Genomic DNA, 26,299 nt, shown 5'->3' with positions numbered 1-26,299 from the left:
AAAAGCTTTCCCTTTTTCACTTAACCCCTTTCGCCCCGATTGCAATTCTCTTTCCTTTTTTTCTTATCGTGAATGTCCCAGTCCCAGCCCTCTGGAAAGCTCTCTTACAAGGTAAGGAAAAAACTCCTCTTCCTCTTCTCCGGGAATTTCACGAGAAACACCGGCGACAGTCGGTACCTTATTTCGCGCCTGCTCCTGAGAGTGAGGCGCACGACCTGCGGGAACGGCTTCCTCCGGTTGAACCGGTACTTCCTCCGGTACTGCTTCCGGCTGAGCTTGCACTTCTGCCGTTGCCATCTCTCCGCCTGCCTCTATATTCTCTGCCTGAGGCTCTTCCCCTTCAGGGGAAACCTCTTGCAGTGCTTCCTGATTGTTTCCATTTTCAATATTTTCCGGAACACCTGAAGTTACAATCGTTTTATCGGCGTTCTTTCCGCTGTAATATTCTTGAAAATACTCATTTATGTCTCGAATTTGAGCCCCTTCATCGATAAGAAGAATCTCAACCCTTCGGTTTTTCGCTCTGCCTTCAGAGCTCTCATTATCCGCAATTGGATGGAATTGCCCATATCCTATACTGATGAGTTTTTCGGGAGCGATGATTCCTCTTCCCTGTATAAAGAGACAAACTTCCGCGGCTCTCATAACCGAAAGCATTCTGTCGTTTCTCGGATTGTTCGGTCTTGTGGGATCTCCTTGCGCCGTATGTCCCATAATATTGACCTGAGATAACTTTTCTCCACTGTTTTGCAGTGCATCACAGAAGACGGTTAAGGTTTCCTGCCCCTGCTTTGTAATCACGGAACTGTCTCCATCAAAGAAGGCTTTATCCTTAAATACCACAAAGGTATAATCCTCCCCTCGGGAAACCTCTACACCGGAAATTCCGGCATCATTCAGGGCTTTGACAATCTGAAGATACAGGTCTTCTGCATTCTCTATCGTCTCTGTTAACTCCGAAGGGTTTCCTGCTCCCGCACTTTCGCTCTCATTCGTTGACTTACCGTTTATAATAATCTGCTCCGCACTTTTCTCTCCCGGTCTTCCGTTCGGAAAAATGGAGCGGACAAAAACATCCCACTTTGCAGCATCCAGGGTAGACATCGAATAAAGAAGTACAAAGAAAGTCAGTAAAAGAGTAACCATGTCTCCATAGGTGTCCATCCAGGAACCGCCTTCCGGTCCACCTCCTCTTCTCTTCATTACTTTTCTCCTTCAGTCGCTCCATGCGACGAGTTCAGTCCGACCCTTGCCAAAATCTTACTCTGCTGTTTCTGTGCAAGGGAGGCAAGAAGTCTCTCTCTTATTACCTTGGGATTCTCACCCGACTGAATGGCAATAACACCCTCGATGATTGTCTGACAATATAAGATTTCTTCAGCATCTCTTAACGACAACTTTTGTGTAATAGGATGAAAGAAAACATTACTTAAAATAGTACCGTAAAAGGTGGTAACCAAGGCCACACTCATGTCCTGTCCCAACGTACTGGAACCTCCGGATCCGGAAAGATTCATCCCCTTTAACATATTGATCAGTCCTACCAGTGTTCCAATCATTCCGAAAGCAGGTGCATAGCCTGAACCTCTTATATACAGGCTCTTTGCTTCTTCATGTCGGATCATCATGTCTTCCACCTGTTTCTCTAAGGATTTTCTTACTTTATCGGGATCATTTGCATCGACAATCATCAAGACCGCCTGTTTGAAAAACGGTTCTTTTAAATCCTCCGCTCTTTCTTCCAAGGCAAGCAATCCGCTTTGTCTTGCAATTAATGCCAAATCCACTATCGAATCCACAGCCTGCGGTACACTGTATTTCTTATTGCCCCGGAAGCAGATAGCGATATGTTTCGGAACTTCCTTCAGTATACGGAAAGGATAGCTGGCAACAATTGCCGCAAGAGTTCCTCCTACGGTAATCAGAATACTGGGAATATCCCAGAAATTCATCAGCTTATCAGCGGTAATACCGTTAATGATTAGTATTATGGCCACTACCCAGCCTATAATCATTGATAAATCCATACTCTATCCATTAGCCTCCTTGCTTATTTCTTCTAATCAGAATACCTCTGTCCCCTTTATCTCAAGGACATCATCTCCGTCGTGGAGCTTATTCTGAAAAGTAAGGCAATTCCCCAAGAACCCCTGTACCTGCTTGATAATAGACTCTACGCTATCCTTTACAAGGTAAAAGTCTCCATTGGCAAGCTTGATTTTCGTCTCCGGTATTCGTCGAATGTATAAAACCTGAAAATAATTTAAAAAGATTTCTTCTCCGTTTAACTTTGTTAGGCGAATCATGATTCCCTTCCTCTCTTCAACCTAATCGGGTAATGACTCATCTACGGTTTATCCCGCAAGATAAACCGCAGATAAGTGTATACTTAGCTTAGAAGCTTCTTCCCTTATCGCTTCATGTTAACAAGGTCCTGTAGTACTTCATCAGACACGGTAATTATCTTGGTGTTCGCCTGGAAACCTCTTTGCGTGGTGATCATATCCGAGAACTCCTTGGCAAGATCTACGTTGGAAGCCTCAAGATAGCCGGCCATCAAAGTGGAGGTTGAACCTTCTCCCGGCATGGTTGCGGAAATATATCCCGTATTATCCCCGACTCCGGCATTAAAGGTGTTGTTTCCTGCCTTGCTCAAACCTTCCTGATTCTGGAAGGAAGCCACGCCGACCTTTCCTAAAACGATAGAAGTTGCTGTAATCTGTGCGGGTGGTCCGAGGGTCTTCAAATCAATAATGCCCTTTATAATACCGTCCTCGCCGATTTCAATCGACTTCATCTGTGCTGCACGGTTTGCAAAGGAGGGCGGTGTAAGGTCAACCGTTCCGTCGGCCTTTAACTCGGGAGCTCTTAAAGGAACTAAATCCTTGCCCTCGTCTCCATATTTCGTAGGCTCTGTCAGAGAATCCGGCTGGAAGCCGTATACGAAATTATGATTTGCATCCACAATATAGCCGTTTGCATCCACAGAGAACTGTCCTACTCTGGTATAGGCGAAATTGCTCTTCTTCAGTACCGCCGTAGTTGCCCGAATATCTGCAGGATCCAACACCACCTTCTTATTGGAAGAACTGGTGATAAAAAAACCGGAACCGTTGATGGCTGCATTAAATCCGCCTACATAGGTCGGTGTACTGGTTGTAAAGTCCGTTGCAATCGATCCGGTAAGAGATCCGTAACCGTACTGAGCCGGGTTAGCACCTCCGATAATCCCGTTTCCGTTTGTATCCGTCTTTCCCCCTGAAGAAGTTCTGGAGGTCTGGTACATTGCATCCTTAAAGCTATACGCCTGTGACTTAAAACCAAAGGTATTGACATTGGCAATATTATTACCGATTACATCCAATTTGTTTTGATGTGCCCTTAAACCTGCTACAGCAGAATCCATTGCTCTTAACATTCTTTTATTTCCTTTCCGAGATCTGAATTTTCTCTAAAAAGAGGTATTGCAATCTGTATAAGTTTACGTTTGACTATCGACCATTTTTCTCTTTTCTATAATAGAAAAATTAAATTTTAATGACCTCCCGGCCCCGGTGTGGCAGGACTTCCGGTGGAGGGGGCGGCAGGAAGGGTACTCGATGAAGCAGTACCTGTTCCTGCCTGTCTAAGCTGTATCAAACTGTTTAAGGGATATTCCGTTGTATCGCCATTTATCCGGAAGGTCGGTTCCTTACCGCTTAAGTTTACGGAAACAATCGTACCGCTCTTCTCCTTGGCTGCACTAGGATTAGCCGCAAGTATTTCCTCCGGAACCCTGACTGTTACTTCTTTTCCGATAAGCCCGGCAAGGTAAGTTGTCTTGGTCAATGCCATCTCTTCTTTCATATTGGTGGTCATGGTTCCCAAGCTCTGTACCATTGCCATCTGTGTCATCTGCGCCATCATTTCACTGTTGTCCATAGGATTAGTCATATCCTGATGAGCAAGTTGCGCAGACAAAAGCTTAAAATAGCTTTCAATTGTCAATGTATTTTTCTCATTGGCCTTCGCCGAGTAGCTCCCTGTTTCATAGGGGTTACTTGCTGAAGATACATTTGAAATACCCATATTCTTCTCCTTACTCCGTAAGACCGAGTCTCATTCTATGTAGGAATTCCTCGGTGTTACCCTTATTCTTCTCTTCTTCCGCTTCTCTTAGCCTACGTTCTGCCTCATTCTTGTTTTCTTTGCTGTTCGAATCGTTATCCCTAAAGAACTGTTCACCCTGATTCTCCTCATGGACAATGACCTTTGTAATTTCTCCGGTTTTCTCTTCCAAGATTCTTGCCATCTCTCCTGCACCGTTTTGTAAGAGATGGAGCGTCTTCGGATTCTCCGCTAAAATCACCACATTGGCTTTTCCGCCTATAAAGTTTACCTTTACGGTAATCTGGCCTAAGGTCCTCGGTTCCAGCTCAATCTTCAGCTCTCCCTTATGGAGATCCATTTTCTCAGCTAAAAGCTCTGCCACATCCTTTGTTATAGACTCTTCTTTTGTGACAAGATGTAAGTTTTCCGCTTTTTCGATTCCGGGAAGAGGGCTTAATTCCGCTTTAAAAGGTTTTTCCGCTTTAAGCTCTCCCATCTGTTGCAAGTCTTCTTTTTTTAAGTCGGGACGCGCAATTCGGTCCTTCAGGATCCTGCTTCCCTTCTTTTCTTCTCTTGTATCAGCCGCTTCCATCTTTTCACTTTGCACAGCAGGCTTCTTCTCTGAATCGGGTTTCAAAAGCTCTTCGCCTTTCTCTTCAAGCTTCTCTTCATTTAGCGGAAGCGATATCTTGGAAGAATCCTCTTCGGAAGCAATTGCCTTTTCCACGCCTTCTTCTTTGAAGCTTTCTTCTATAGCGGGAAGGTTTCGAATGCTCTCTTCTACCGCCTTTACTTCTCCGCTTAATCCGTTCGCCTCTTCCAGCTTCGTCTTCAGTTCCACCTTCAGCTGATCTCTTTGCATCAGAAAGTTATTTTCCAAGGCAAGGCTATCCACTCTTTCCTCTTCGGAAAGCATGTCTTTCTCTTCCGGCTTTTTCTCCGCCTTCTTTTCATCCGGCGTCTTAACTTTCACTTCCTTCTCTTCCCTTGGCTGCTCTTCTACATCCTTCTTCTTCCCTTTTGCCGCCACTTCTTCTTTTCCGTTCTCTTCTTTCGAAGCACGAAGGAAATTCCCGAAATTCAGGGCAAGGTCTTCTGCTTCCCCTCCCCTTGTTTTCAAACTCTCTTTTCCCAAGGAAAGGCTCGGATTCTGTTGAATTGTACTTGTGCTGTTGTTCAACATCATTATTTCCGCCATATTGTCTCCTGTACTACTTCTAGGCCTTCATTGCATGAGTAACAAATTCTTCAATGAAGGACTCCTCCGCTTTTCGTCCCTGTACGCGATATTCTTCCAGCCTTTTTTCCTTTAATTTCTCAAAGGTGTTGGTATCCATATGGGCTTTGATTACTTCTTTTTTCTTTTCCTCCGCGATAACCATTAGACGTGTAAGCTCGTTCTCTTCTTTTTTTATGCGTTTTTCCATTCTTTCCAGTCCGCGCACGTAAATCATCATGTTTTCGATAGAACAGCCCTCTTTCTTGATTCGCTCAAACTCCGCTTCATAGTAGTGCAACTCATCATTGAGCTCCTCTAAAAGGTTTTTTTGCTTCTGAACATCCTGTTCTTTTTTCGCAAGTTCTTCCTTCTTCTTGTCTAAAACATTCTGCTTAAACCGGTAGACTGATTCGAGACTGTAGCAAAACTTTTTCATTTCTGCCCGTCCTTTCTATTTTGGAATATCCTGCATCCTAAGGAATATCGGTTATTTCTTCCATTTTTATTACTGTTTCTTCATAGGAAAATGATTCATCTATATTTTGCGTTAGAAATTCGTTAATAGCAGGGTATCTGTCTATAACATCATCGAGTTTAGGATCGGATCCTTTTTTATATGCACCGATAGCAATGAGGTCCGCATTTTTTTGATATAAGCCAAGAACGTTTCTGATTCTTGCGGCATATTTTTTATGCTCTTCGGAGACAAGTTCCGTCATAAGACGGGAGATACTCATACCGATATCTATCGCTGGGTAATGATTTTCAGCCGCAAGTTGACGCGATAGTACGATATGTCCGTCCAAAATACCGCGGACCGTATCCGCGATGGGTTCGTTGGTATCGTCTCCTTCGACAAGTACCGTATAAACCCCGGTAATGGAGCCTTTTCTAAAGGCTCCCGCTCTTTCCAAAAGTCTCGGGAATTCCGCATAAATGGAAGGAGTGTATCCTCTTGCAATGGGCGGTTCTCCCGTTGCAAGTCCGATTTCTCTTTGTGCCATGGCAAAACGGGTTAGGGAGTCCATCATAAGAAGTACATCCATGCCCTTATCCCGGAAATACTCTGCAATCGTAGTCGCAACTAAGGGCGCCTTCACACGAAGCATTGCAGGCTGGTCGGAGGTCGCCACAACCAAGATGGTACGTTTCATTCCCTCTTCTCCGAGATCCTTTTCCACAAACTCCAGAATTTCTCGACCACGCTCTCCTACAAGCGCAATCACATTGATGTCCGCCTTTACATTTCTGGCAATCATTCCCATCAGGGTTGACTTTCCTACACCTGACCCGGAAAATATGCCGATACGCTGTCCCTTCCCTATGGTATTCAATCCGTCTATTGCCTTGATACCAAACTGAAGTCTCTCTCTGATCGGCGGTCTGTCCAAAGGATTCATATACGAATTATTGACTGTATAGTACTCACTTTCCGGGAAGGGCGCGCCTCCATCTATCGGCATCCCTTGTGCATCGACGATTCTTCCCTTTAAAAAATCGCCTACCGGAATACGCAGTCTTCGCCGTGTGTTCCGCACAAAGGCACCGGAGGTGATGCCCACGGAACTTTTATAAGTCATGAGCTGTACATGGTCTCCTTTGAATCCGACCACTTCCGCAGCAACCTGCGTCTCCGTCTCATCACTGTAAATCATACAGATATCTCCGATACTGGACTTTCCCGTACCGGAAGCCTCCATAGACATCCCTACGATATTTTCAATTTTTCCGATATTCTCGACAGTATCCATCTTTTTAATGGTGGAGAGAATATTTTCATACATTGATTACTCACTCTCTTGGGTATCCAAGTGTCCCAATCTTTCTCGCAGGTTTTCCATCTGTGTCGCTATCCCTGCATCTACGATTTCCTCCTGCGTCTCCATGATGAGTGTTCCCGGTTCTTCCTTTTCCACGATGACAAACTTGATGTTGTCGGAAACCTGGGCCAGTTCCGATGCAATATCGGAGTCCGTCGCTATCAGCATTTCATAATCCAGCCTGTCGATGTGCAGTTTCAACCAAGTGGTTTTCTTGATTCTTTCCGCCTCTTTTAAAATCATTCTCCGAATAACTTCTCCGGAAGACCGAAGGCTGACATGAATGATCTTTTCCGCAACAGCGATAGCGACGTCCTTTAACTCATCCATATAGCGGTAGAGTCTTTCCGTTTTGGCATCCTCCACGGTACGGAGGGTACGGTTTAAATCCTGTCTAAAGGATTCCAGCTCTTCCGCGTGTTCCGCAAGAATTTTTTCTTCCGCCTCTTTCTTTCCTTCCGCAAAACCTTCCCGATACCCTTCTTCCCTTCCTTCTTTTTGGGCTTTCAAGCGGGTCTCTTCGGCCTCCCTCTCAGCACCGTCTATAATGTGCTGTGCCTTTTCCAACGCAAGGTGAAGTAAGGTCTCATGGTAAGGATTCTCCTCTTTTTTTTCCGGAAGAACCATCCCCAAGCTTTCCTTCTGCTGCTCTTCCTCCTCTACCGCATTTTCGACATCCGCTAAAGCCACTGCGGATTCGGCTTCCAGAAGAGAGACATAGCTGGAAAGCTCCTTATTGTATCTGGATTTTATAATATTTCTAGACGAGGACATTGTCTTCATCGCCTCCCTTATTGATGATGACCTCACCCTTTTCTTCCAGTAGCCTAATGAGATTTACAATGCGCTGCTGTGCCTCTTCTACATCCTTTAAGCGGACATTTCTGGATACTTCCATATCGGACTGCACCGTTTCCGCCATACGCTTGGACATATTGTGGAAGAAAATCTGCTTCATTTCTTCGTTTGCCGTCTTTAATGCAAATACAATATCCTTGGACTCGCATTCTCTGATGAAGCGCTGAACGGAACGATCGTCCATAGTAAGAATATCCTCGAATACGAACATCTTATCCTTGATATCTGTAGAAAGATCGGGATCGGTTACATCCAATTCGTCAAAGATCTTCTTCTCATTGCTGCGGTCAATGTGGTTCATCACGTCCGCTACAAAGTCAATACCGCCAAGGTTCATATTGTCCTCACTGGTAATGATGGTATCGAACTTTCTTCTCATCTCTTCTTCCACAATGGCAATCGCCTCCGGAGAAACACGATCCATCTTTGCCATGGCGACTACGGTCGGAATACGCTTAGCTTCTACAAGAGTCTCCAGAATCTGCGCTGCCTGCTCCGCATCCATATAGGAAAGGATAAGGGCAATAACCTGCGGTCTTTCGTTCTGTAAAAGGGAAAGCAAAGCTTTCGGATCTCCCTTTGAGAAGAAATTGAAGGGTCTGGATGCCAGCGTATGAGAAACACGATCGAGCAAAGACTTGGCTGCCGTTGCTCCGAAGGCCTTCTCCAATACAGCCCTGGCATATTCCATACCGCCGTCCGTCATCATCTTGTGGGTCACGCAAAGGCGGTAAAACTGCTCCAGAGTATCTTCCACCATGGAGTTCGTCGTTCTTCCCATCTTTGCAACCTCAAAGGTCAGTTCCTCCACATCATGCTCTCCCAGATACTTATAAATCTGAGAGGCACGATCTGCTCCCAAGGAAACCACAACCAAAGCGGCTTTTTGTTTTCCGTTCAGTTCCTGATGCGGCTCCGTTTTCTCCGGATTTGCGGGATTTTTATTTCCTTTATTTTTTTGTACTTCTACGCTGTTTTCTGCCAAGGTTCTGCTCCTCTTCTCTCATCCAACTTTGAATCAGTTTTGCTACAACCTGTGGGTTTTGATCGGCGAACTCTCCAATGCTCTTCTTTAGCTTCATACCGTGAACCATCTTGCCTTCCGCACTCAGTTCATATTCATCCGGTTCGTCTATCGCTGCAATTTCATCACTCGGCTTTACGCTAAGTGCCTCCTGATTTTCCATCTCTTCTTCCATAAGCTTCTTCAGCTTCTTCTGCTTCTTCGCTCTCAGGATAAGAAGAATCACGATAAGAAGTAATAAGAATGCCGAAACACCTGCACCAATCAATGCCCAAAGCGGGAATCGACTCAGTACGCTCTTCTGCTCTGCCGGAGCCTCTTCCACCTGTTCCTCATCCTTTTTGGTAATAGAACGTAAAACGGTAATCTTACTGTCTGCGTCTTCTCTTTCGATTCCCGCAGCATCTGCAACAAGATTGACCAATTCTTTTTCCGGAATACTCAAATCATCCGTTTTAATCACCACCGCCACAGTGGTATTTTCCAAGACACCGGGAGAAATCTCCTTCTGTTCCTTTAAAACATTGTATAGCCATTCTCTCGCCGCACTGGAATTGGCGTATCCGTCAGCACTGTTCTGTCCGTTTTGTACGGTATACCGCGGCGTATCCGCATTGGAGTCCGTACCGGCGACACCCGCTGCATTTTCTCCGAAACCGCCTGCATTTTCTCCTGCCACCTCTTCATTATGAAGAAGACCCGTTTTATCCGTAGCCTCGATTTTTTCAGGAACCGAATACTGGGTATTTTCCTGAATCAGCTTCGCCATATTCAGCGTTCCTTTTACGGAAACAGCCAGATTCTCCATACCGTAAATTTTCCCGAGTACCCGTCTTATATTGGCAGCGATATTCTCTTCCACGGTAGCCGTGAGATTCGCCATGCCTGCTCCGGAAGCTCCGTCACCATCTTCCTCCGTTTTAATTTCTTCCATGGTTCCTGCATCAAAGACGGATACCTTGGTAAAATTCATTCCCTTAACAGAGCGGGCAACCAGGTTCTTGATTGCCTCGGCATTTTTTTCTCCCAGCTTCTCCCCGTCTTCCATCGTTACCACTACGCTGGCACTGGCATCAATCGGATTCTCCGTTTCTATGGCATAATTCTGCTCCGTGCCTTCCGCAATCGTGACTTTGGCGTCCCGAACTCCTTCAAAGAGACGAATCGTAGCCCCCAGTCGATCCTGTAAATCATAGAGGGTGTATTGCTTCTTATCCGATTCCGTCGTCATCAGTCCGGAATTTCCGATATACATATTGTAGGTAAATCCCGATTTCGGATATCCCTTGGATAGAAGCTGCGCTCTTAAGGTATCTACCGACTTTTCCGGAACCTTGACCGATCCGCTCTTTCCGTCATAGAGATAAGGCACTTTCTGTTCCTGCAAAAGGGAAACCACCTGTTGTGCCTCACTTTGACTCAGTGCGCTAAAAAGGGTTTGATATTCTGTTTTTTGACCTCTGGCAATCAGAAAAACCGCCACTGCAATGACTAAAGCCGTAGCCGCAGCAATGATGCCCAAGAGTTTTTTTGATTTTAGTGACAGCTTCTGCCACATTTCCTTGAGTTTTTGCACCTGCTAGCTCCCCTATTCCTTACATGTTCATCTTCATCAACTCGTTATAGCTGTCCAATGCTTTATTCCGTAACGATACAAGTAAGTCCAAGCTGATTTGTGCCTTGGCCTCCGCAATAGGAAGACTGTGGGCATCGGAAAGCTGACCTGTCGCCAAAAGATATTGTTTGTTTTCTACATCCAACTGCGTTGTTTTCACATTATTGATGGCGGACACAAATACATCTTTAAAAAGATTGGTATGCGCCGCACGAGATTCGGAACTTCCGCTTCCTATCCCTTGATTTGCAAAAACATTCCCTAATTTCCACGAAGTCATAGGGACAATGAATTCTGTATGGTCCATGTTGTTCCTCCTTCAGGACACAAAGACTTTTTTGCTCAACTTTTTTCTCACGATGCCGATTCTTCAAAAAAATTCAAAAAGTTCTGAGCGAACAATTTTAAGTATTTTTTAAGTGTGTGTTAGGTAATATAGCAAATATAAATATTCTTTACAAGAGTACTCTTTATTGCTTTCATTGTTTTCTCTAATATTTTTTGTGATTTTTCTTTAAGTTATTTAAACTTTTGGTCTTTTTCTCCTAATATTCTTGTAAAAATATATATATTTCTGCTTTTTTTCTGAATTTTCCTATAAATAATTTGTTTAATTTTATTTATTAAGTTTTTCAGAACATTTCCTTTCATTTTTTGTCCCGGGCAAAAGCATATCTTTTACCCGCTTTATGCATCCTTTCGGATTGGATCCTTATTCCCAAGTCCTCCCGCAACAAGCTTTGCAATTCCCGGATTCCAAACCCTTCTGACACTAAGCAGAACCTTGGTTCCGTTCTCCAGTGCGGAAGGTTTGAGGCTCACAAGAAAAATCCTTTTCTTTCCTTCCCGGTCTCTTCCGAAAAAGGCTTCTTCCTTCACTGTTTCCTTATCCCTTATCACATTGTTCTTCCTCAGAAATTGAAAGAAACGCTTTTCCTCCGATTTGGAAAATGTGGTTTTGGCATATTCCGTCAAGAAATCCCTGTCTCCCGGAGCAAGACTTCCGTGACTTTTTTCATAAAGCAATTCATTCTGTCCAAGACTTGGATTCCATAGAAGTACCAGCTCATAGCCGTTGTACAGATCTTTAACCTTGTCCATCATCTTCTTCTGCTTCAGCTTTAGAAAATCACCGCGATAAACCTGGATATTCAACAGATAGGCATTTCTTCCCGGTATGTGGCTGATTTCCTTTCCGCGAATCGAACAGAGGGAATCTCCCTCTATCGTATCCATATCACTGCCTCCTCCCTCCGAAAGAGCGGATAGAAAGGAACGAATCTGTTTATACTGTGCCGTATTTTTGTCGTTTATCAGTCTCTCCGTCTCCTGCACACTTAAGCCGTCTGCTATTGCAAGCTCCCGTTGAAAAGATTGATTCACATAGAGAAACTCGATTCTGTCTCCAAGCATTTCTACTATAGAAAGCGGAATCCCCGGTGCGATATCTTCCTTTTCTTCCAGAGCGGAAGGCGGAAGACAGCCGTTGCTCAGAAGATTGATATATCCTAAGTCATCGTTGTACTGCCTTTTTCCCGGTGATTCAAAGCGGAACCCGTTTTCTTTACAATGCAGAATACTGTTTTGATAAGGTCCGGGGCGTCCTATATAATAGCCTTGCAACTTCTCACATCCGATTTCTCGAAGAAAATCAAGCTGTTCCTCCGTTTCTACCCCTTCCGCCAAGGTTCTGATTCCGATTTTCTTGGCCATATCCACGATAGAGCTGATGATTTTTCTTGACTTCTCATTGGAATCCTGTAAAAGCATCATATCTATCTTGATTAAATCAAAGTCAAAATCCTTTAATACATTCAGCGAACTGTAGCCTGATCCGAAATCATCCATCCATACCTTATAACCGGCTTCATGGAAGCGCTTGATTCTACTGCTGATCAGTGCCGGGCTCTTACTCAGCACCGACTCCGTGATTTCCAGAGTCAACAGTTCTCTTGGTACCTGATACTTTTCTACCAGCTTCTCCAATTCTCCGAAAATATCACAAAGCTCAAAATCCATTCTGGAAAGATTCAGAGATACCGGAATCATTTCCTCCCCTCTTTCCCGTATTGCCGCAAACTCCTGACAAATCAGAGAAATAACATGGATATCCAAGAGGTGAATTAGATGATATTCCTCTAAAACCGGAATGAATTCCGCCGGAGAGAACATGCCAAACTGCGGGTCTATCCAACGAACAAGGGCTTCCAATCCGCAAACCTCCTTGGAAAGTGCACGAATCAAAGGTTGATAGTAAACATAAATATCCCCGTTCTCTATTGCTTTTTCAATGTGGTCCACAATAAATCGATGTTGCAGAAGCAGATGACTTAGTTCTTCATCATAAAAGCGATAAAAAACCGCCCTCTCTTTCTTGATACAGTCGCAGGCTGTTTTAGCCCTGTCACAAGCATTAATTATATTTTTCTTAGCAGAAATGCTGTAAATTCCAACCTTAAAATCCAGAGCCATAGGAATTTTCAGGTTCAAAAAATCCTCATGTGCCGAAATGAGTGTATCAACACAGTCCTTTTCCTTGCTTAACAAGGCAAACTGATCTGCAAACATACGAGTGATAAGGGCATCCGGAAAGGCTTTTTGCAAGATATTCGCCATTTCCACCAATAAGGCATCTCCCATCTCGAAACCGAAGCGATCATTATACAGTTTAAAATCCACAATATTAAAATAACAAAGAAGCTGTCCCTCCTCCATGAACTCTGTTGCAAGCTCCCGGAACAACTGATTTTTTATGGTTTTGCTGAGGGAATCAAAGTCTCCCTCTCTCAATTGATTTCTTTTTTCTATCCACTTCGGAAGAAGCGGATTCTGATTGCTATTCAATTCGGTTCCCTCCGATATAGTGGCATCCTACCTGAAATATTTGGATCAATGTCCGAAGTATTCTGTCGAAACGAACAAGAAAGGCAGGATAATATGTTCTCCCCCTTAATCATTACCGTTGTACGAGGTCTACAAGATTTATCGTCAAAAAAAGAGGAGATATAACTCCCCTTTTAAAAATTCTCTGTCTTATTCTGTTTTCGCGAAAGAGAATCCATAGCGTTCACAAAGCGCTTCGTATTCTCCGTCTTCCTTTAGTTTTCGAAACCCGCGTTCAAATGCGCGAAGAATCTCTCCATTCTGCCCCTTACTGACTATAAAGCAAAGTTCCTCCTCTTCTTGAATAGGATAAATCCGTACTCCGGCTTTGCTGAATGACTTTTCTACATCCGAAAAGACAATCTTGTTTGCTAACACTTCCAGAACAGGAAGCGTTTCCGCAACGGCATCCGCCTCGCCTTCTTCCGCTTTTTGAATATAATCTTCATTGCTCTGTACCACTTTCAGAAAATAGCCTTTTTCTTCTCTCTGCTTCTCCAAAAGCTTTGCCGCAAGGCTCCCTTCTTTTACCATAATGGTCTCTCCGCGAAGCTTATCGAAGACATCCGCACTGTCCTCGCCCTCCTCTCCAAAGAGGTAAGGAGAAAGGAGAAGTCCAAGCTTTACCATCCCATAGGATTCGGAAAACTGAATTCGCGTTTCTTCCTCTTCCTTAAGTAAGCCTCCCATTGCCATATCGGAAGTGCCGGTAATCACGGATGGGGCCAAGGCGGATTGGTTTTTAGGGAGAAACTTCAAGCTGAATCCTTCTTTTTCCGAAATCATTTTTATCAGTTCTATTTCGAAGCCAATGGGATTTCCTTCGCCGTCTTCTGCCGTAAACGGATAATTATCCTTATCATAGGCCAGACGAATCTCTCTTCCCTGTATCTTGCCGCTGGGCTTTTTTGCGCAGGAAACAAGTAAAAGAAAAAGAAGCAGGAATATCAGTTTTTTCACCTTGCACATTCCCTTTCCATAATCCGAAACAGGTGAAGCACGCTGGAAAAGGAATAGGCATCTCCTGATTCCCCATGATATACATCTCCTTGCCAGCTCGTTCTTTGCCTGAACTTGGTGTGTACAAAAAAGCTCCCTTTGCTGCCACGCTCCTCTACTATAGGAAACTTTTCTAAATGACTCGCTTCGTCCGCCAATCGTTTCTTTCCTCTTCTGTCGGGGTAGCTGTATTTTTCTCTTTTTCGAAAGCTTCTCTCTCTGGAAGAAGCCTCCGGGTAATCCCACTCATCATAGAAGGATTCCATTTTTTTGATTAAATCCAAGGTACCATAAAAAGGAATTCTATCCTTTGAATATTGTTGCACGAGCTCCCCTTGGAAGTCTCCCTCTTCCCTGCCACTGATAAGAATTCCCAGTAAATCAATGGCATAAAGGCTGTCTAATTGCTTGTCCATATTCCGCTATTCTTCCTATTCTTCTTTGCCTTCCTCGTCTTCCTCAAGATGGAAGTTTCCTTCCGTCAAGGCTCTATCCATGAGCTTTAGAAGTTCCAAAGCACTTCGAAAATATTGTCCGCGGTTTTTCTCTGCCCAAGTAATCTTTCCCTGCCAGGTATCATTTTCCATGCATTTCACCTCGACAATAAACGTGCTGTTCAGACTCTCTTTTTCTTCCATAGTCGCCCCCCTGTGTCTTTCTTTACTTTACTATGAATTGCAGGATAAAAAAAGAGGATTAGCGGAATTTTGTCTCAAAACGCACAGAAAGGCTACCGATGATCTGTCGGCAACCCTTCCTTCACGTTCAATGATTCACATTTTTCTACTATTTTATTTTTTAGCAAACTCGCTCGGGCTTTTCACTCTATAAAAAGCTCTGCATACTGCTTAAATCCCAAATTCTTCTGCCCAATATACTTCTCCGTCTACTTCAATGGCTGCGATTGCGCCGCTCTTGAATTCCGGCTTTAAAATATTGGCCTTATGGGATGGAGAATTCATCCAAGCTGCAACTACTTCATCGGCACTGTCGTAATACTGTGCAAGATTTTCTCCGTAAAGAACACTTGCATCTGCCGTATACCAAGAACTTCCATCCGGTCTTGTGTGGGAAAAGCTGCTTACGATTTCGTTTGCGCGAACTTTCGCTGCATTCTCAATCTGTCCGTTCCATGTAAGCGGGCTTAATCCGTTTGCTACTCTGATTTCATTCACTTTTGCAAATGCGTCCTGTGCATTTCCCTTTGCAGCATAAGCTGTAATTGCAAAGAATGCGGTAAAAATGGCTGTAAGTACAAATAATTTTATTACTAGTTTCTTCATGTGATAACTCCTTCTTTTACGAGGGAGTCAGGAAGCAGAATCATCTCGCCCTGGTCAGGGGATCCATGATTGCAGCTGGCTGACATTTTACAGTCCCTATAGCTTTGCGTCACCGGGTTTCCCCGGGTTTGCCATGGTTAAAAACCATATAGTTTTGAAAAGAATTGCTCCTTTTCGAGTATAAAAAAACCGACACTCAGGATCCTTCCTGATTGCCAGCTAACCGTAATCTTCACATGAAATTTGTTTTAAATGAACATCTTCATACTGAAAGATCGCAACTGGCTGCCATGTTACAGGCCCTATAGCTTTGCGTCACCGGGTTTCCCCGGTTTTGCTCAAACAGATCCGGTCAGAATCTGCTGGTAAGTCGTGCTTCCCTTGCTATCTCCTTGGCTAGCAGGATTTCAAATTAACTTACAATTCGGATTATAACATATTGCGAAGCAGTGTCAATAGAAAAATTAAAAATTAATGTTTTTTTGTTTTTCACTTTAATTATATAACGTTTTCCGCCTTTACTTCGCTTTTCAATAGTCGTTTCGACAGAATTCTTAAATAATATAAATGCAATTTCAAACCCAAACACATATTTAATATTTTTTATAAAAAGATGCCAGCAAAAATGAATGATGTCTTTAACAAAAAATAGGCCTGAAAAAATATAGACCTGAAAAAATATAGGCCTGAAATGAGGATGCGAACGCAGATTCTCCCCCTTTCAGACCTATACTATATGAAAGCTATTTCTTAATTTAATTTTCAAATCCAATATAAATTCTTATTCTTCTATCATCAGAATGGAACGATATACTCCGCTGATTTCTTCTTCGCTAAGAGGCATGGGATGATTTTGCAGTCTTTCCACATTGACCGACTTCGTTAAAGTCTCCAGCGTCCCTTTCCAAAAATCCTGCTCTTTCTCGGGAGAACTGTCTTGCAAATCCATTCTCTCCAGATAGAATCGTCTCTCTTTCGGAATGAGATCCATTTCTTCCAGAAATTCCAGATAACGTTCCACCCCCTCTTCCGGCTTGTTCCCGCCAAAGCAATGGGCAAGAAAGCGAAGGCTCTCCAAGTCTTCCATCTTCTCTTTATTCCTTGTCAGTAAGGGATAAAGCTCTTTATTAACAAGGCTCGTTGCAAGGCCGTGAGGAAGCCCGAATAGTGTTCCGAGCTTATAGGAAAGTGCGTGTCCTCCGGTAGTTTTGGTAATGGCAATCGCCTTTCCGGCCTGATTTGCAGCATAGGCTATTTTCTGAAGAGCATCACTCCGGTTTTCAAAGTAAGCCTGATAGAAATCCAAAATCGTTTCAATCGCTTCCTTCCCGTAATACATGCTGTCTCCCACACTATTCTTACACCAGATAGCCTCCATGGCATGGCTCAAGGCATCCATAAGACATACCTTCTTCTGGTAAAGCGGTAAGAAAGCCAGACTTCTTGCATCTTCTACGCGAATCAGCGGATAGATACTTTCATCTTCTATAGATAGCTTTTCTCCGTCCCGATACAATACGGCAAAGGGAGTGCTTTCCGAGCCGGAACCCGCCGTAGTGGGGATAGCCACAAAGGGTACCCCGTTATCCTGCCAAGGAACTTGGAAAAGTTTTTCCTCAGGCACGGCGGAAAACAGCTTGATACACTTTCCCGTATCCATTGCGGAACCGCCGCCCACCGCGATAATGACATCTCCGGAAAAAGCACTGAACGCTCTACTTCCCTCTATCGCTTCTTCCAACTTGGGATTCACGGAAAAGCCGGAAAACTTCTCCACTGTAATTCCCATTTCTTCTTCTATCTCTGCAAAATCTCTTCCTATTGGAAGCTTAAAAAAAGAATTTCCCGCAACGAGAAAGATTCTCTTCCATGCATTACGACGAATCGAATCCTTCAGCTCTCTTTTTACATCATCCCTCCCCAGGACAATCTGCGCTTCTATCAATTCTTTCCTCATAACTACGATATTCTCCTTTAAGGCCTTTTTCCTCTCCCCTTATAGACCTCTTTCAAGAGCAACTATAAAGATAAGCCGATAAAACAAAAAAATTCGCAGTCTATTCTACCGCAAAGCTCCCGGATGGAAAATATATTTTATGATATTTATTATAAAAAATTCTTAAATTCTTTTACCACTTCCTTAATTCCCTGTCCTTCCTTATCTCCTAAGAGACAAGAGCCCGCTCCGGATATCTTCTTTTCCATCTTTTTTGAAATATCTTTCCCTGCAAACTCTTTTATTTTTGCAAGATAAGCTTTCTTCATCCCTTCCGATTGCACAATCGTTAAATCCGAGTGAAAAAGTCCCGGAACCGTCACATAATATTCCATATTAGTAAAGGCTTTTCCGTCTTCTTCATCCTTGGGATTGATTTCATCCGTTACAAACCAAGGGATATAGACCAATTTATTGGTATACTTTTTAAGTTCGCTACTGTAGAAGTTGGGATCCACTGTCCACACAGGGTTAAAGTCATCATAGGGAGAATTGATCACGATACAGTCCGGAAGTTCTACTGAAAAATCATAGCAGTTGTAATCAACAATTTCATATCCCTTTGGAAAATCCTCTCCTTCGTAGTGTATTTCTTTCAGTCTTCCGTCCCCGCATTTGTCATAATAAGGAATCGGAATAATCTTACACTCTATCTCTTCCTCCTCTAACAGAGCATCCACCAAAGGACGAAGACTTGCAAAGTGCTTTGCACTATGCGGCAGAAAGACAACTTGCTTTTTAAAGTCTTTCTGCACTGCAGCTTGTAAATTTTCAAGACAAGTTAGAATGTTTTCCCTCTCTTTTTTAAGCGATTTCACTAAAAGAGCTGAACCTTTCGAAAAATCACCTGTTTTACCCTGCTCCGATATTGTCTGATAAAGCTCGAATAAGGCTTCGCAATACTCTTCTATCACAGAAACCGACTTCGTGCCTTCCCCTTTTTTCTGCTCTATGGCATTGCCGAAAGTAATGGCTTCTTCCTGCATCGTGGCAAGTTTTGAAAGACATCTTGGAAACTCTCTATTCTCTATGGCATCCATGAATTCTTTTTGTGCAGAGTAAAATGCCTCTACTGTAAGCATAGCCAAGTCTCTAAAGTTTTGAATCTGCGGTCTTCGTAAATCTTCCTCTGAAAAGGAATATTCTTTTTTCCACTTCATTTTTGCCTTATCATTCAGTTCTTTTTCATACTTCTTAAAATAGGGATAGTTATGTGCTCCTCCTGCTTTAACCTTTCTATGATAATCTCCGTATTCTGCACGAAGCACTGCATTATAGCCTTCCGGAGCAGGAAACTGTATATTGCACAATGAAATATACTTCGTTTTTGAAAAAGCATCTTTTGGAAGCCTATACTCTTCTTGAAAGACATGCCAAGGAATGCAGGAGATCTCTTCTCCTCCCTTTCCATTTTCTTCCTGAAATATCTCGTTCATTTTCTTATATAGTTGATCTTTTAACGGTAAGGTTTTTGAAAAAGAGAATCTGAACTCCGCCGTTGCCCTTTTTAATGCAAGTTGAAATCTCTGACTTTCCTCTCCCTGATTCATGGCGATTAATAGAGAAAGCAGCGCTTCCAACCGCTGCCTTCTATCTTCTTCCAGCTTTTGATTTCCGGATAACTCATCCAAAATTATTATATCAACCGTCACAGGATAAGGATATTCACTATATTTTTTTAGTATTTTTTCTCGACCTCCTAACTCTCCCTTCCACACCGTTGAAAAAAAACTATAAAAATCTTCTTTAATGGAAAGAGACAAAAAGCTCAGCTCCTCCGGAAGCTCATCTTGTACAACTTTTGTAAAAACTTCAAAATCTCTACGAAACATCATAATATCAATATCATCATCCCAAGGAATAAACTGACCATCTCGTACCGCTCCAATTAGAGCGCCCCCAGCAATATAGTAAGAAATATCATGTTTTTTGCAGATTTGATCAACCTCGGATAGAATCGTAAGCTCGGCCCCCCAAAGTCGCTTAATGATTCCCGGAATATAAAATCCATCTCTGACCTCGTCATAGAAAAATTCTCTCTCTAATTTCATCTTGCTCCTTCTTTACCCATCTATATCGGATTCTTTGGTTTTATGATTTTTATTTACTGTTTTGCATTCCCTATTCCCGCTTCATTTTATTCTTCTCTTTATTTTTTTAGAGCAAAAGCCTTAACACATTCCACCACTTCCTTAATTCCCTGCCCTGCTTTCTCTCCCAAAAGACAAGAACCCGCTCCCGATATCTTCTTTTCCATTTTCTTTTTAATATCTTTCCCTGCAAACTCCTCTATCTTTGCAAGATAGGCTTTCTTCATTCCTTCCGATTGCACAATCGTTAAATCCGAATGGAAGAGTCCGGGTACCGTTACATAATATTCCATATTTGTAAATGCTTTTCCGTCCTCTTCATTCTTCGGATCGATTTCATCCGTTACAAACCAAGGGAGGTAGACCAGTTTATTGCTATACTTTTTAAGCTCTTTGCTGTAAAAAGCCGAATCCACGGTCCAAACCGGATTATATTCATCATAGGGAGAATTGATTACGATACAGTCCGGAAGTTCTATTGAAAAATCATAGCTTCTACAATCGATTATTTTATATTCCTTCGAAAATTCTTTTCCTTCATAGTGTAGCTCTTTCAAAGTCCCATCTCCATATTTATCGTAGTAAGGAATTGGGATAATCTTACAATCTATTTCTTCATCCTGTAATAAAGCATCCACTAGAGGACGAAGGCTCGCAAAGTGCTTTACAGTATGAGGAAGGAAGACCACCTGTTTCTTAAACTCTTCTTTCAAAGCTACTCGCAATTTTTTTAGACAAGCAAGAGGGTTTTTCAGTGTTCTTTGTAGTTCTTTTTGTAAGCTCGGAGAGAAATCTTTCGGAAAGCAAATTTCTTCCCGGCCTTCCTCTTTATCCTTTCCCTCCTCTTTCGATCCCATTAAAGACTGATAGGCATGATACAAAGCCTCACAATACTCTTCTACTAAAGAAATCGACTTGCTTCCCTCTCTCTTTTTTTGTTCTATGGCATTTCCAAAGGCAATGGCTTCTTCCTGCATTGCGGAAAGTCTCGAAAGACAGGATGAAATATCCCCTCTTACATATTCTTCTAAAAGCTGTTTTTGAGAAGCCATATGGAACTCTACTATAGACAGCAGCATATCTCGAAAGTTCTGTATTTTGGGACGAACTAGGTCTTCCTCAGAAAAATGATAATCGGAATCCCATTCTACTCCCAAAAAATCCTGCAGCTTTTTCTTCAATGTTTTTGTACAAGGATAGTCATGAATACCCCCCGCTTTCACTTTCTTATGATAATCTCCAAATTCCGCCTTAAGTACCGCATCATAGTTTCCCGGAATCGGAAGTTCCATACCGCAAAAAGGAATCCGTTTGCTTTTGTCAAAAGCGGATTTAGGATACTTGCATATTCCCTGATCAAAATAGAAAGGCATCACTGCAAGCCACTCACCTTGATTCCCATTATATTCTTGGAATATCCTATCCATAAGATAAGCTACCTGTGGTCTTAAGTCCCTCCCTCTATCAAAATTTATTTGTAATAATGTTTCTATCTCTTGTAACTCCTTAAAGAGAAGTCTACTTTTATCATTCTTTTCTATAATTTGAAAAACAACAGAGAACATATTCAATATATTTTTCTGCAATTCTTCGTCTTCAGGATTTATAGGAAGTTCATCTATTTTAAAAATATCTATGGAAACTCCAAATGGACATTCATGATATTTTCTAAGAACTTCCGATTCAAATCCAATAACTTGTTTTCCTAAGGCTCCCCACAATCTATAAAAATCATGATTTATCTCCAAAGCTCTGAAGCCCAATTCTTCCGGAAGCTCTTTCTCTACCACTTGAACAAATCGATTATAGTCGCTCCTTAACATCATGATATCGATATCATCGTCCCAAGGAATAAAGTTTCCATCTCGTACCGCTCCAAGAAGAGTCCCTCCAACAGCATAGTAAGGAATATCGTATTTTTTACAAATCCTATCTAGCTCTGCCAGAACCGTAAGTTCAACTGCCCACGTTCTCTTTATGATTCCCGGAATATAAAATCCATCTCTGACTTCATCGTAGAAAAACTCTCTCTCAAATTTCATTTTACTCCTTCTTTATCCATCAATATCGGATTCCTTGGTTTTATGATTTTTATTTCCTATTTTGCATTCACTATTCCCGCTTCATTTTATTCTTCTCTTTATTTTTCTTCTCTTTATTTTTTAGAGCAAAAGCCTTAACCCATTCCGCCACTTCCTTAATTCCCTGCCCCTTTTTCTCTCCCAAGAGACAAGAGCCCGCTCCGGCTATCTTTTTTTCCATCTTCTTTGTGACATCCTTCCCTGCAAACTCCTCTATCTTTGCAAGATAGGCTTTCTTCATTCCTTCCGATTGCACAATCGTGAAATCCGAATGAAAGAGTCCCGGAACCGTCACATAATATTCCATATTGGTAAAGGCTTTTCCGTCCTCTTCATTCTTCGGATCAATTTCATCCGTTACAAACCAAGGTATATAGATAAGCTTATTGGAATACTTTTTAAGCTCTTTACTGTAAAAAGCCGAATCCACGGTCCACACCGGATTAAATTCATCATAGGGAGAATTGATCACGATACAATCCGGAAGCTCTACTGAAAAATCATAACAGTTGTAATCTACAATTTCATATTCCTTCGGAAAATCCTCTCCTTCATAGTGTATTTCTTTCAGTCTTCCGTCCCCGCATTTGTCATAATAGGGAATCGGAATAATCTTACACTCTATCTCTTCCTCCTCTAACAAAGCATCCACCAAAGGACGAAGACTTGCAAAGTGCTTTGCGCTATGTGGCAGAAAGACAACTTGCTTTTTAAAGTCTTTCTGCACTGCAGCTTGTAAATTTTCAAGACAAGTTAGAATGTTTTTTCTCTCTTTTTTAAGTGCTTTCACTAAAAGAGCTGAACCTTTCGAAAAATCACCTCTCGCGCCCTGCTCGGATATCCTCTGATAAAGCTCGAATAAGGCTTCGCAATACTCTTCTATCAAAGAAACCGACTTCGTGCCTTCTCCTTTTTTCTGCTCTATGGCATTGCCGAAAGTAATGGCTTCTTCCTGCATAGTAGCAAGTTTTGAAAGACATCTTGGAAACTCTCTATTCTCTATGGCATCCATTAATTCTGTTAGTGCAGAGTGAAATGCCTCTACTGTAAGCATAGCCAGGTCTCTGAAGTTTTGAATCTCCGGTCTTATTAAGTCTTCCTCTGAAAAAGAATACTCCGGCATCCATCTGTCTTTAAAATGCTGTTGCAGCATGCCTTTAAATTTCTTAAAATAAGGGTAGTTATGCGCTCCATCTGCTCTAACCTTCCTATGATATTCGCCGAATTCTGCACGAAGTATTACATCATAGCCTTCCGGTATGGGAAGCGATCCGGTATAAAAAGGGACTCTTTTCCTTTTTTCAAAAACTCTTTTAGGATACGAATAGTCTTCGTGAAGAATATACCAGGGGATACAGGTAAGCCTTTTACCAGCTTTTCCATTATATTTAATCAATTCTTTCTCAATCTCTTTATATAATTGTCTTTCTAAAGGCAAGTCCCTGTCAAAATGCGCAGAAATCAGATTTTCCAATTTTTTAAGTTCTTCCTGAAACGTATCATCTTTTTCAGGATTTTTCTTTAACCTGTTTAAAATAGCAAGAAATCCCATCAATACTCTTCTTCTTCTTTGTTCCTCCTCAGGCTTCTCGGAAAGTTCATCTATAACAAAAATATCTACTGATGCCATAAACGGGTATTCCTGGTACTTGCGAAGTAATCCCGAATGAACATCCACACTCTGTGTTGATATTGTTGTAAAAAAACTATAATGATGCTCCTGTGTTTCTAAAGTATTAAAAGATAATTCTTTTGCAAGTTCATCCTTTAGAACCTCTTTAAATTTATCGTAATCTTTACGAAGCATCATAATATCGATATCATCGTCCCAAGGAATACACTGACCATTTCGGACAGCTCCCAAAAGAGTTCCTGCAGCTGCATAATATGGAATATCGTATTGATTACAGATTCTATCAATTTCAGACAGGATAGTCAGTCCGGCTCCCCACGCTCTCTTCATAATTCCCGGTATATAGAAGCCATCCCGGACCTCATCATAAAAAAATTCTCTTTCGAATTTCATTCCATACTCCTTCTTGTAAATTATGATTGACCTTTTCGCCCGTATTCCCTATATTTTCAGTAATTTCTCTTACTTTGCCATGAGAAAACTCTTGGTCAAACGGTAAAGAAAGTGGCGTATTATCCAAAAAATCCTCGAGAGTGTACAATATCGTTTCCTGTAATCCATATAAAAATTTCCTCCATGGTAAAAATCCGGATTCGAAAAGAATTTTCCATCTGTGCTTTTTGGTAATCCTATATAAGCTTATTTACCAGCCAATACTTCTTTCCTTTATTTTTCTAAAAATAGCCTAAAGCAGTCCACCACATTCTGAATCCCCTCTCCCTCTTTCTCTCCCAGGAGACAGGAGCCTGCTCCGGCTATCTTTTTTTCCATCTTTTTTGCGACATCCTTCCCTGCAAACTCCTCTATCTTTGCAAGATAGGCTTTCTTCATCTCTTCCGATTGCACAATCGTTAAATCCGAGTGAAAAAGCCCCGGAACCGTTACATAATATTCCATATTAATAAAAGCTTTCTCATCTTCCTTAGCATGGGGATTAATCTCATCTGTCACAAACCAGGGGATATAGATAAGCTTATTCGTATACTTTTTCATCTCCTTGCTATAAAACGAAGGCGCAACGGACCATACCTGATTAAATTCATCGTAAGAGGAATTTATAACAATGCAATCCGGGAGTTCACTCGCAAAGTCATACGTTCTGTAGTCGGTAATTTTATATTCTTTAGGGAAAGCATCTCCTTCATAGTGCATTTCCTTCGGGCTTCCATCTCCATATTTATCAAAATAAGGTATCGGGATAATCTTGCACTCCATATCCTCCGCCTTAAGAACTGCATCCACTATAGGTCGTATGCTCTCAAAATACTTCATACTATGCGGAAGAAAGACAACCTGCCTTTTAAAGTCTTTTTTCAAAGCAGTTTGCAATTTTTCCGGATAATACAAAAGGGTATTTGCAATTTTTTCCAATTCTTTTTGCAAGCCGGAAGAAATATCTGTAGATCTACAGATTTCTTCTGTCTGTTTTTGCTTTTCTATTCCGTCTTCTTTAAGAGCCGTTAAATCGCTTAAAGCGTTATAAGCCTGATAAAGAGCATCACAATACTCTTCCAATACTCTAACCGACTCCGTACCCTCTCCCTTTTTCTGTTCTATCGCAGTTCCAAAAGCAATCGCTTCTTCCTGCATCCGGGAAAGCCTTGAAATACAAGTGGAGATATCCCCTTTTAGGCAATCTTCAAAAAGTTGTTTATGCGAAAGCTTAAAAGCTTCCGCCATAGAAATGGCTATATCTCTAAAATTCTGTATTTTAGGACGAACTAAATCTTCCTCGGAAAAATGGTAGTCAGGGTCCCATGTTCCCTTCATCAAAGTTTTCAATTTATTCTCATATTTCTTTAAGCAAGGGTAGCCATGTCCACCCCCACCCTTTACTTTCTTATGATAATCCCCATACTCGGCACGGAGTACTGCATCATAATCTTCCGGAATCGGAAGCTGCATACCGCAAAATGGAGTCCATTTGCTTTTGTCCAAAGCGGAACGAGGGTATTTGCAGTTTCCCAAAAATGCATAAAACTGCATGATAGCAAGTTGGTCCCCTTCTCGTCCATTGAACTCCTGAAATATTTTATCCATTACGCGGCGTAATTGTGGCTTTAATGCAGTCCTTTGATCGAACTGAATTTTCATTATTTTTTCTATTTCATTTATTTCTTTCAAAACCGCTTTGCTTTTCCCGTGTTTCTCAATTGCTTCAATAAGGAATAATATTCTCCTGAGTAATAAGCTTCTATGCTCTTCCACTTCCGGATCTTTTTCCAGTTCATCTACAATAAAAATATCCACTGATCCTGCATAGGGATATTCGTGATACTTCCTAAGTAATTCGGCAGCAAATCCAACAACTTGCTTTCCCACTGAAGCCGCCAATTCTTCGCAGTCTTGATTCACCTCTAAAGAATTAAAGGAAAGTTCTTCCGGAAGTTCCTTTTGGGCAATCTGCGCAAATCGATTATAGTCCTTTCGCAGCATCATGATATCGATATCATCATCCCAAGCAATAAATTGACCATCCCGGACCGCGCCCAGTAAAGTCCCTCCATCTGCATAATACGGAATATTATATTTTTTACAGATTCTGTCAATCTCGGATAAAATTGTCAGTTCATACGCCCAAAATCTTTTTATTATACCGGGGATATAAAACCCGTCCCTGACTTCATCATAGAAAAACTCTCTTTCGAATGTCATATCTCTCCCTTTTATCTATATCTTTTTTAGAAGAAACTTCTTTCTAATTTTCTC

Annotated in this window: 22 protein-coding genes and 2 riboswitches; all 22 genes read right to left on the bottom strand. The window is 42.0% G+C overall.

The window, feature by feature from the left end; translation table 11 throughout:
* Positions 1–63: 63 nt before the first annotated feature.
* Positions 64–1,203 (bottom strand): OmpA/MotB family protein, encoded by a 1,140-nt coding sequence (locus tag HMPREF9625_RS05980; RefSeq protein ID WP_009534811.1) that lies wholly within the window; start codon positions 1,201–1,203, stop codon positions 64–66.
* Positions 1,203–2,027, bottom strand: a complete 825-nt coding sequence (locus HMPREF9625_RS05975) for a motility protein A (RefSeq protein ID WP_009534812.1) — start codon at positions 2,025–2,027, stop codon at positions 1,203–1,205. Before HMPREF9625_RS05975 ends, HMPREF9625_RS05980 begins: the two co-directional genes overlap by 1 nt.
* Positions 2,028–2,063: 36 nt before the next feature.
* The gene (locus tag HMPREF9625_RS05970) at positions 2,064–2,306 is read right to left on the bottom strand and encodes a flagellar FlbD family protein (RefSeq protein WP_009534813.1); all 243 of its coding nucleotides are present in this window, start codon (positions 2,304–2,306) and stop codon (positions 2,064–2,066) included.
* Between the two features lie 104 nt (positions 2,307–2,410).
* Positions 2,411–3,418 (bottom strand): flagellar hook-basal body complex protein, encoded by a 1,008-nt coding sequence (locus HMPREF9625_RS05965; protein ID WP_009534814.1) that lies wholly within the window; start codon positions 3,416–3,418, stop codon positions 2,411–2,413.
* Between the two features lie 116 nt (positions 3,419–3,534).
* Positions 3,535–4,068, bottom strand: a complete 534-nt coding sequence (locus HMPREF9625_RS05960) for a flagellar hook capping FlgD N-terminal domain-containing protein (RefSeq protein ID WP_009534815.1) — start codon at positions 4,066–4,068, stop codon at positions 3,535–3,537.
* A 10-nt stretch (positions 4,069–4,078) separates the two neighbouring features.
* Positions 4,079–5,287, bottom strand: a complete 1,209-nt coding sequence (locus tag HMPREF9625_RS05955) for a flagellar hook-length control protein FliK (RefSeq protein WP_009534816.1) — start codon at positions 5,285–5,287, stop codon at positions 4,079–4,081.
* Between the two features lie 19 nt (positions 5,288–5,306).
* Positions 5,307–5,744, bottom strand: coding sequence for a flagellar export protein FliJ (fliJ, locus tag HMPREF9625_RS05950; protein WP_009534817.1), 438 nt, complete (start codon positions 5,742–5,744; stop codon positions 5,307–5,309).
* Positions 5,745–5,781: 37 nt separating this feature from the next.
* A complete protein-coding gene (locus HMPREF9625_RS05945; protein ID WP_009534818.1) occupies positions 5,782–7,092 on the bottom strand; it encodes a FliI/YscN family ATPase in 1,311 nt (436 codons plus the stop codon).
* 3 nt (positions 7,093–7,095) lie between these two features.
* Positions 7,096–7,902 (bottom strand): FliH/SctL family protein, encoded by an 807-nt coding sequence (locus HMPREF9625_RS05940; RefSeq protein WP_009534819.1) that lies wholly within the window; start codon positions 7,900–7,902, stop codon positions 7,096–7,098.
* Complete coding sequence (gene fliG / locus HMPREF9625_RS05935; protein WP_009534820.1) at positions 7,889–8,971, bottom strand: flagellar motor switch protein FliG; 1,083 nt, start codon at positions 8,969–8,971, stop codon at positions 7,889–7,891. Before fliG ends, HMPREF9625_RS05940 begins: the two co-directional genes overlap by 14 nt.
* Positions 8,937–10,586 (bottom strand): flagellar basal-body MS-ring/collar protein FliF, encoded by a 1,650-nt coding sequence (fliF, locus tag HMPREF9625_RS05930; protein WP_009534821.1) that lies wholly within the window; start codon positions 10,584–10,586, stop codon positions 8,937–8,939. The genes fliG and fliF overlap by 35 nt, the downstream gene beginning before the upstream one ends.
* Positions 10,587–10,605: 19 nt before the next feature.
* On the bottom strand, positions 10,606–10,932 hold the full coding sequence (gene fliE, locus HMPREF9625_RS05925; RefSeq protein WP_009534822.1) for a flagellar hook-basal body complex protein FliE: 327 nt from the start codon (positions 10,930–10,932) through the stop codon (positions 10,606–10,608).
* Positions 10,933–11,312: 380 nt separating this feature from the next.
* Entirely contained in the window at positions 11,313–13,469 is a 2,157-nt protein-coding gene (locus tag HMPREF9625_RS05920; protein WP_009534823.1) for a putative bifunctional diguanylate cyclase/phosphodiesterase, read from the bottom strand.
* 189 nt (positions 13,470–13,658) lie between these two features.
* The gene (locus tag HMPREF9625_RS05915; RefSeq protein WP_009534824.1) at positions 13,659–14,477 is read right to left on the bottom strand and encodes a substrate-binding periplasmic protein; all 819 of its coding nucleotides are present in this window, start codon (positions 14,475–14,477) and stop codon (positions 13,659–13,661) included.
* A complete protein-coding gene (locus HMPREF9625_RS05910) occupies positions 14,465–14,923 on the bottom strand; it encodes a hypothetical protein (protein WP_009534825.1) in 459 nt (152 codons plus the stop codon). Before HMPREF9625_RS05910 ends, HMPREF9625_RS05915 begins: the two co-directional genes overlap by 13 nt.
* 15 nt (positions 14,924–14,938) lie before the next feature.
* Positions 14,939–15,145 carry a hypothetical protein gene (locus HMPREF9625_RS05905; RefSeq protein ID WP_009534826.1) on the bottom strand — a complete coding sequence of 69 codons (207 nt, stop codon included), beginning with the start codon at positions 15,143–15,145 and terminating at the stop codon, positions 14,939–14,941.
* Positions 15,146–15,355: 210 nt separating this feature from the next.
* Positions 15,356–15,790 (bottom strand): CAP domain-containing protein, encoded by a 435-nt coding sequence (locus tag HMPREF9625_RS05900; RefSeq protein WP_009534827.1) that lies wholly within the window; start codon positions 15,788–15,790, stop codon positions 15,356–15,358.
* A 67-nt stretch (positions 15,791–15,857) separates the two neighbouring features.
* Positions 15,858–15,933, bottom strand: a riboswitch (cyclic di-GMP riboswitch).
* Between the two features lie 130 nt (positions 15,934–16,063).
* Positions 16,064–16,139: riboswitch (cyclic di-GMP riboswitch) on the bottom strand.
* 432 nt (positions 16,140–16,571) lie between these two features.
* Positions 16,572–17,747 carry a phosphonoacetaldehyde reductase gene (locus HMPREF9625_RS05895; RefSeq protein ID WP_009534828.1) on the bottom strand — a complete coding sequence of 392 codons (1,176 nt, stop codon included), beginning with the start codon at positions 17,745–17,747 and terminating at the stop codon, positions 16,572–16,574.
* A gap of 149 nt (positions 17,748–17,896) precedes the next feature.
* Positions 17,897–19,837, bottom strand: coding sequence for a LicD family protein (locus tag HMPREF9625_RS05890; protein ID WP_009534829.1), 1,941 nt, complete (start codon positions 19,835–19,837; stop codon positions 17,897–17,899).
* A gap of 98 nt (positions 19,838–19,935) precedes the next feature.
* The gene (locus HMPREF9625_RS05885) at positions 19,936–21,918 is read right to left on the bottom strand and encodes a LicD family protein (protein ID WP_009534830.1); all 1,983 of its coding nucleotides are present in this window, start codon (positions 21,916–21,918) and stop codon (positions 19,936–19,938) included.
* Between the two features lie 70 nt (positions 21,919–21,988).
* Positions 21,989–23,983, bottom strand: a complete 1,995-nt coding sequence (locus HMPREF9625_RS05880) for a LicD family protein (protein ID WP_009534831.1) — start codon at positions 23,981–23,983, stop codon at positions 21,989–21,991.
* A 273-nt stretch (positions 23,984–24,256) separates the two neighbouring features.
* Positions 24,257–26,245 carry a LicD family protein gene (locus HMPREF9625_RS05875; RefSeq protein ID WP_009534832.1) on the bottom strand — a complete coding sequence of 663 codons (1,989 nt, stop codon included), beginning with the start codon at positions 26,243–26,245 and terminating at the stop codon, positions 24,257–24,259.
* Positions 26,246–26,299: the final 54 nt, after the last annotated feature.

The sequence above is a fragment of the Oribacterium parvum ACB1 genome (assembly GCF_000238055.2).
In the GTDB taxonomy this organism is placed as follows: domain Bacteria; phylum Bacillota; class Clostridia; order Lachnospirales; family Lachnospiraceae; genus Oribacterium; species Oribacterium parvum.
Note: the sequence above shows the minus strand (reverse complement) of the source record. Positions and strands in the feature narration are given on the sequence as shown.

Bases quoted from the DNA above. Each gene is read 5' to 3' on its own strand.
- HMPREF9625_RS05980 (WP_009534811.1), bottom strand. From the start codon at position 1,203: ATGAAGAGAAGAGGAGGTGGACCGGAAGGCGGTTCCTGGATGGACACC.
- HMPREF9625_RS05975 (WP_009534812.1), bottom strand. From the start codon at position 2,027: ATGGATTTATCAATGATTATAGGCTGGGTAGTGGCCATAATACTAATC.
- HMPREF9625_RS05970 (WP_009534813.1), bottom strand. From the start codon at position 2,306: ATGATTCGCCTAACAAAGTTAAACGGAGAAGAAATCTTTTTAAATTAT.
- HMPREF9625_RS05965 (WP_009534814.1), bottom strand. From the start codon at position 3,418: ATGTTAAGAGCAATGGATTCTGCTGTAGCAGGTTTAAGGGCACATCAA.
- HMPREF9625_RS05960 (WP_009534815.1), bottom strand. From the start codon at position 4,068: ATGGGTATTTCAAATGTATCTTCAGCAAGTAACCCCTATGAAACAGGG.
- HMPREF9625_RS05955 (WP_009534816.1), bottom strand. From the start codon at position 5,287: ATGGCGGAAATAATGATGTTGAACAACAGCACAAGTACAATTCAACAG.
- fliJ (WP_009534817.1), bottom strand. From the start codon at position 5,744: ATGAAAAAGTTTTGCTACAGTCTCGAATCAGTCTACCGGTTTAAGCAG.
- HMPREF9625_RS05945 (WP_009534818.1), bottom strand. From the start codon at position 7,092: ATGTATGAAAATATTCTCTCCACCATTAAAAAGATGGATACTGTCGAG.
- HMPREF9625_RS05940 (WP_009534819.1), bottom strand. From the start codon at position 7,902: ATGTCCTCGTCTAGAAATATTATAAAATCCAGATACAATAAGGAGCTT.
- fliE (WP_009534822.1), bottom strand. From the start codon at position 10,932: ATGGACCATACAGAATTCATTGTCCCTATGACTTCGTGGAAATTAGGG.
- HMPREF9625_RS05915 (WP_009534824.1), bottom strand. From the start codon at position 14,477: ATGTGCAAGGTGAAAAAACTGATATTCCTGCTTCTTTTTCTTTTACTT.
- HMPREF9625_RS05910 (WP_009534825.1), bottom strand. From the start codon at position 14,923: ATGGACAAGCAATTAGACAGCCTTTATGCCATTGATTTACTGGGAATT.
- HMPREF9625_RS05905 (WP_009534826.1), bottom strand. From the start codon at position 15,145: ATGGAAGAAAAAGAGAGTCTGAACAGCACGTTTATTGTCGAGGTGAAA.
- HMPREF9625_RS05900 (WP_009534827.1), bottom strand. From the start codon at position 15,790: ATGAAGAAACTAGTAATAAAATTATTTGTACTTACAGCCATTTTTACC.
- HMPREF9625_RS05895 (WP_009534828.1), bottom strand. From the start codon at position 17,747: ATGAGGAAAGAATTGATAGAAGCGCAGATTGTCCTGGGGAGGGATGAT.
- HMPREF9625_RS05890 (WP_009534829.1), bottom strand. From the start codon at position 19,837: ATGAAATTAGAGAGAGAATTTTTCTATGACGAGGTCAGAGATGGATTT.
- HMPREF9625_RS05885 (WP_009534830.1), bottom strand. From the start codon at position 21,918: ATGAAATTTGAGAGAGAGTTTTTCTACGATGAAGTCAGAGATGGATTT.
- HMPREF9625_RS05880 (WP_009534831.1), bottom strand. From the start codon at position 23,983: ATGAAATTCGAAAGAGAATTTTTTTATGATGAGGTCCGGGATGGCTTC.
- HMPREF9625_RS05875 (WP_009534832.1), bottom strand. From the start codon at position 26,245: ATGACATTCGAAAGAGAGTTTTTCTATGATGAAGTCAGGGACGGGTTT.